At 45.9% G+C, this 6,313-nt stretch carries 6 protein-coding genes; 5 read left to right on the forward strand and 1 reads right to left on the reverse strand.

Annotated elements, in window-relative coordinates:
* The first annotated feature begins 3 nt into the window (after nucleotides 1-3).
* From PBN151_RS18440 to PBN151_RS18455, 4 genes are all read left to right on the forward strand, one after another.
* Nucleotides 4-684, forward strand: a complete 681-nt coding sequence (locus PBN151_RS18440) for a DUF6677 family protein (protein ID WP_072730175.1) — start codon at nucleotides 4-6, stop codon at nucleotides 682-684.
* Nucleotides 685-710: 26 nt separating this feature from the next.
* Nucleotides 711-1,907, forward strand: coding sequence for a DUF4097 family beta strand repeat-containing protein (locus tag PBN151_RS18445; protein WP_072730176.1), 1,197 nt, complete (start codon nucleotides 711-713; stop codon nucleotides 1,905-1,907).
* 146 nt (nucleotides 1,908-2,053) lie between these two features.
* A complete protein-coding gene (gene perR / locus PBN151_RS18450; RefSeq protein ID WP_072730177.1) occupies nucleotides 2,054-2,494 on the forward strand; it encodes a peroxide-responsive transcriptional repressor PerR in 441 nt (146 codons plus the stop codon).
* A 118-nt stretch (nucleotides 2,495-2,612) separates the two neighbouring features.
* A complete protein-coding gene (locus PBN151_RS18455) occupies nucleotides 2,613-4,367 on the forward strand; it encodes a glycosyl hydrolase family 18 protein (RefSeq protein WP_072730178.1) in 1,755 nt (584 codons plus the stop codon).
* A 195-nt stretch (nucleotides 4,368-4,562) separates the two neighbouring features.
* On the opposite strand, the gene PBN151_RS18460 is transcribed toward PBN151_RS18455, so the two are convergent.
* The gene (locus tag PBN151_RS18460) at nucleotides 4,563-4,964 is read right to left on the reverse strand and encodes a DUF2614 family zinc ribbon-containing protein (protein WP_065291873.1); all 402 of its coding nucleotides are present in this window, start codon (nucleotides 4,962-4,964) and stop codon (nucleotides 4,563-4,565) included.
* Nucleotides 4,965-5,084: 120 nt separating this feature from the next.
* Between PBN151_RS18460 and PBN151_RS18465 the strand changes: the two genes are divergently transcribed.
* Nucleotides 5,085-5,975 carry a hypothetical protein gene (locus PBN151_RS18465; RefSeq protein ID WP_072730179.1) on the forward strand — a complete coding sequence of 297 codons (891 nt, stop codon included), beginning with the start codon at nucleotides 5,085-5,087 and terminating at the stop codon, nucleotides 5,973-5,975.
* Nucleotides 5,976-6,313: the final 338 nt, after the last annotated feature.

A 6,313-nucleotide genomic window follows, 5' to 3' on the forward strand; every position in this document is an offset into this window, starting at 1 on the left:
GACTTGGCTGATAGAAAAGATGATCAATTACATGAACCTCACAATCAAGGATTCCGTGAGCAGTCTGCTAAAAAGGAGCAGGATGAGCAGTTTTTGCGTAAGCGTCTGGAACAATTAGCGCGGAGAGAACGCATGTCTCATGCTCATGAGAATCATCAAGGATATGGCCCAGGCCCAGGAGCGCCCATACCACCGCCTCCGATGTATGGAGCAATGCCGCAGAAGAAGAGCAAGTTTCTTTCTTTGTTTTTGTCCTTCATTTTCCCTGGAGCAGGTCATTTCTACTTAGGGTTAATGCAGCGCGGGCTGCTTATTATGATGATGCTGGCCTTGGATATCGTAGCTATCGTGTATTTTACAGCAATAGATGCGAAAGTGAATGTACCGCTTGTCGTATTGTTAGGATTAATGCTGCCGGTGATTTACTTTTTTAACTTGTTTGATGCCTTGCAATGTACGGAACGTGTCAATCATCAAGCGATGTTTGGTGGCATAGAGCCGACCAGACAAGGGCCGCTCTTAGGGCTTTTTCTTCTGTTCGGGGGAATAGTTATGCTGCTATTAACCGTAGATCCAGCGTGGCTTCGTTGGTTCTTTACGTATGCGGGATCCTACGCGGGAGCGGCTCTTCTTATTGGTGGCGGTATCTTTCTGCTTGTGAAGGAATCGAATAAGAGACGCTGACGGACAACCGAAGGAGATGGTCTTCAGTGGTTAAGGTAGGGAGAATTACTGCTTCGCTGCTGCTTGTCGCTGTCGGAATCATGCTGCTCAGCGATCAGTTGTTTGGATATCATACATTGCGATTGTTATTAACATGGTGGCCCTTGTTATTTATTATATGGGGGATCGAATATATTTGGACTGGCGTGTACCACAGCAAGCGGGGGGATAATCGTCGTCTGCGCTTGGATTTTTTAGGCATGTTCGTTTCTGTTTTTATTGCAGTCTCCGTCTTCATGATTTCTCAGCCTTCCCTGTTCCGGGATTGGGTACGAGGCATTCAGTTCGACTTCTCCATGATGAAGGAGATGGCAGGTGATAATGGGATAAATGTCCGCTTGCCGAAGCTGGAACATTCGATATCAGGGGATATATCGAAGCTCGTTGTTCGCAATAACAATGGGGAGATTCGGATTCAGACTGGGAATGTAGAGAATATGGATGTTGAGCTAAGTGCAATTGTAAGCGGAGTGGATAGAGAGCAGGCGCAATCGCTGGCTAACCAATCTGGAGCATCCATCGATAATAAGCCTTCCGAACATACATTGACGATTACCGCGAACGGCTCGAAATTTGCATTAGGGAATCGGCCAATCCGCATTGATATGATCATCACCATTCCGGCTCATGTTATGTGGAAGACGGATGTGATGACGAATAATGGGGATATCGCGATCCATGATATGAAAGCCGAAGCAGTGGCGAAGAGCAACAATGGTGATATTAAGCTGCTTAATATTGAAGCCCCAGTACAGGGAGAGACACTGAATGGTAATCTCTTTGTGCAAAATATACGCGGTGATGCCAAAGTATCTACCATGCGTGGGGATATTACGATGTACGACATCAGTGGGAAGTCGATGGCGGATACGAAATCAGGAGATATCGACATTCATGAATCGGCTGGTGCAGTCCAAGCAGAGACCTTGAGTGGAGACATGCTTGTTGAGTCAGAGAACATCGGCGGCAACTGGAAATTGCAGAATATGGCGGGTGATACCACCATTGGCATACCAGAGGGGGCTGATGTTACATTGCAAGCGATGAATCGTTTTGGAGACATCGATATAGATTCGGATTTTCCCTTCCATGTCGTAAAGAATAAAGTAGAGGGTACAATAGGAAATGCTACGTATCAAGTCAATTTGGACACGAATGGTGACATAAGCATACGAAAACGGTAACAGCGCGACGTATTAAGGATTGACAAAACAAAAAACTTCCACGTACAATGGACATATAGAGATTATTTTCTGAGAATCGTTACAATCTACGATTTGTTGGGATAACCCGTATAGAACTAATGTGAGCGTAGAAGGCGGTGGACAAGATGAAAACGCGGGTTCAACATGCATTGGGACATCTGAAAATGTCCGGAGTACGCATCACGCCACAGAGACATGCGATATTGGCTTACTTGATGGATGCGATGAATCATCCGACAGCAGATGAAATATATCGAGCACTCGAGCCGGATTTTCCGAGCATGAGCGTTGCTACCGTATATAACAACTTGAAGTTGTTTATTGAAGCGGGGCTCGTTCATGAGTTGACATATGGGGACAGTTCTAGTCGATTTGATGCCAATGTAACAGATCACTATCATGCCATTTGCGAGCGATGCGGCAAAATTGTTGATTTCGCTATTCCTGAATTAATGGAATCGGTGGAGAAATCGGCTGCAGAGGCTACTGGTTTTAGCGTACGCGGACATCGGATGGAAGTGTATGGTGTATGTCAATCCTGTGTGGAATCGACTAAGGAGCAATAGGTGATGGTCGATATTCAATACAATGCAGAAATGTAAATGCGCGCGGCAGTTCATGCTTGCGCGCTTTTTTATTTTATCGAATCCAATGATGCAGTCTGAAGAAGTAGGAGTTGACTATATGAGAAGCAATGGAGTGGGGAGAGGTGCTCCGCATTATCGAACCGGCGGAAAGAACCGTAAAAAAGGGAAGGGAGGAGGATGTCTCTTTATTCTGATTGGACTCGCCATCCTGGCAGCGAGCGTGTGGAAAGGATGGGATGGTATCAGGGATTGGTTACCTGGTCAGAATAAGGCTGACTCCCAGATCTCTCAGGTAGAACAGCCCTTGATCTGGGATGGTGCCTGGACGGGATATGGGACGAAAGGCAAAGGTGAGAATTTGCTCATACCTGTTCAGGCATTGTCTGATAAGCTTTCTATTGTGTATGAGAATAGTTCCGAAACCGTCATTATGACAAGTTCTAAGGACGTTGCTTCAGTTGCGCTTGGACACTCAACGGGAAGCTTGAATGGTCGAGCTAAACAGTGGTCAGCTGCTGCTGAACAAATTGGCGGCGACATTTATGTTCCAATGACTGCGTTGAAGGAAGTATACGGCTTGCGTGCGAAGCAGTACACTTCGAATGGTGCGGTTCAACTAAGCACACCGGGGCAGACTCTTCAACAGGGGATCGTCATTCAGCAAAAGGATGATGCCAAAATAGCCTTGCGTGAAAATGCTAGTTATCAAGCTCCCTCCTTAGAGAAGCTTGCAAGTGGAACGCAAGTCACGGTCTGGGGTGAAGAGGGAGACTGGCTCCGGATTGAGGCGGAAGGCGGCAATGTCGGTTATGTTGCTAAAGACGAGATTCAGCGTAAGGGAAGTGTAGCAGTTCCTTCAATCTCGCCAGCGCCTGTTCCTGCGTTTGTAAAGGAGAAGCGACCAGTAAGCTTGGCTTGGGAAGCTGTGTACTCGCGTAATCCGGATCCAACCAAGCTGCCCGCGATGCCAGGGACGAATGTTATTAGCCCAACGTGGTTCAGCTTGGCTGACAACGAGGGAAATGTAGATGAGAAGGCAGATCCGCGTCTTGTACAATGGGCGCATCAGAATGGGAAGCAGGTATGGGCGCTGTACAGCAACAGCTTTGATCCAGACCGAACTACAGCTTCGCTTGCAACCTTCGACAAACGTAACCGAACGATAGCACAATTGGTTAAGCTCGCAGAGAAATACAACGTTGACGGCATTAATATTGACTATGAGAACGTAAATGTTGAAGATCGTGATAATTTAACGCAGTTTGTACGAGAGCTTACTCCTCGTCTACATGCGAAGGGTCTTGTTGCATCGATTGATGTGACGGCGAAGTCTGGGAGCGGCAGATGGTCGCAATTTTTGGATCGGGAACAGCTGGCGCGTTCCGTCGACTTCATGATGGTTATGGCTTACGATGAACATTGGGCGACGAGTCCAACTGCTGGTTCTGTTGCATCCTTGCCATGGACAGAGAATGCTATGAAGCGAATTATGGAAGAGGATAATGTGCCTCCGCATAAGCTCGTGCTTGGAATGCCGCTATACACACGGATATGGACAGAGACAACAGAAGGCGGAGAGGTGAAAGTATCCTCTAAGGCTGTTGGTATGCAGAAAGTTCAAGACTTGATTCAGGATCGTAAGTTGAAGCCTGTTTATTCGGAGAGTGCAGGTCAGCACTATGTCGAATATGAGGAGGAAGGCGCAACTCAGAAAATATGGATCGAGGATAAACAATCGATTCAATCCCGCATTCAAATGGCAGAACGTCTAAAGCTCGGCGGAGTCGCTGTATGGGCCCGAAGCTTCGCCAATGAAGGCATATGGAACGTTCTTCGATATCGAAACTCTTAATCACGCAATGATACTTTTTATAAGTTAGAAATAAGAAAACCGTCTATCTAATCAGATAGGCGGTTTCTTCGTTAAGTCTGTTATATTCGGTTCACTCTTGCGAGTGAGGCTCGTGAAAACATAGATGTCTGGTCATGGTGTTGTGGGAATCAACGAGTCAATGCGTGAGAAATCTCTTTGTAAGTCATTCTTCCCTCACTTTGATACGGTAACATCCTTCTTACTGTCTTGATCTAAGTTGCTTTCTGGGGCGATGTTTTCTGCGGTTGCCTTGTCCGGATCAAGGGTAAGAATCGTTCTACAGAACATGCAGCGATCCGTTCTGCCGAGTATTTTGGTCTGGCGACCACACTCTGGACATTCAAGAATTACAGCACTAGTGGACAACATGCCAGCCCAGAAGTAAATCGCGACACTTCCCAAGAGGAGTATCATTCCCAGTACCATGAATACTCCAGCGAAGGGGCGTCCTTGTATGCCCCACATGAGAATGCCGGATGTGCCGAGCACCATCATTCCCATTCCGGCTAATGTAAGTACAAGTCCCCACAATCGAAACTCATTGATTTTACTTGTTCTAAAAAGACGTTGTTTCATCGCAGCCTCTCCATTTCAAGATTGAAAATGTTTTCGAAGGAAGAAGGAAAGAGAGTTTCTATGTAGAATTATAAACTATCATTTGATGTAAAAGAAAGCCAAAAAAGCGTGGGGTCGAGAATGAAACATGTATTGGATAACTCCATAGATCAATTAATTGGTGCGACTACAGTCAGCGGTCTTTATATATTGGATCGCAGCCAATTGGATGCTGATATGCACCAATATATTGATTGGGATCGCTATGTGCTGGTTGTTGATGAAGCGTGTCCGTCCCATCCTTTTGAGTCGATGGAAGTATCGGCCGATGACAGCTCAGTTGCACGCTGGATTTGCATCCACCCAGATAGGTGGGAGGAATGGATCGTTTCGGATGAGGCGAGGTCACTGCTTCCGTTTTACGGGCGTGGCAATATTCGCGTAGATCGCGATGGATTGCTTGCAAGTTGGCAGGAAAGATTGATTCAAGAAGAGAAGACTCCGAACCAGATGCAATACATGAAGACATATGCGCTGTTTTTGGAGGCATATAATCAAGCGAAGCATTTACGGAAGCTGGAATACATGCTAGACGCTTATCGATGTGTGGATTTCGCATTCTATTATTGGGCGTCGCTTGCCATAATGGAGCAAGGAGAGATGCCTAGACAAGCGTTATGGCAGCAAGTGAAGAAGTTAAATCTAGGTGTCTATAAGATGTACGAAGAATTCACTGCAAGCTCTGAGACGATGCCGCAGCGAATTGAACTTGCGTTGCTTGCTTGCGAGTTCTCTCTCTCATCGAAGAGTGTAGAATGCTGCGCACCATTGCTGAATTGGCTGAAGCAAGCGAAGGGGCCAGTTCCGATATCGGATATTATGCAGCACCAAGAATTCAAGTGGATGGCCGGTTATATGCCAGCTCTACTAAATAAGCTTACACATCGCGGTTGTGTAAAGGAACGTTTGATTGAGCATGCTAGTCCATATGGCAAGCTAGGGTATACTCGGGCCTATGAATGGGCTGGTTGACGGATGCACAATCACAGAAAGTTGAGTCGCTGCATGACAGCTCATGCAGCGTTTTAACTTTTTTTAAATAAAGTGTTGACTTGGGTTTGAAATATATGATACATTAATACTCGCCTCTTCGAGAGAAGCACTTCGAACGAAAGCTGAATAAGCAATCATTCGAAAGCTCGAAAAAAGAATTTAAAAAAAAGTGCTTGACTCTAAGAAGTGAACATGATATATTATAAAAGTCGCCGCTGACAAAGTGGTGAGAAAAAGAAAGTAACTAAGAGATTGGTTACTGACTGAAATTGTTCTTTGAAAACTGAACAACGAGCAACGTTTGTGAATGAGGTAGT

The organism is Paenibacillus sp. NAIST15-1 (assembly GCF_001894745.1).
Taxonomy (GTDB): domain Bacteria; phylum Bacillota; class Bacilli; order Paenibacillales; family Paenibacillaceae; genus Paenibacillus_B; species Paenibacillus_B suaedae.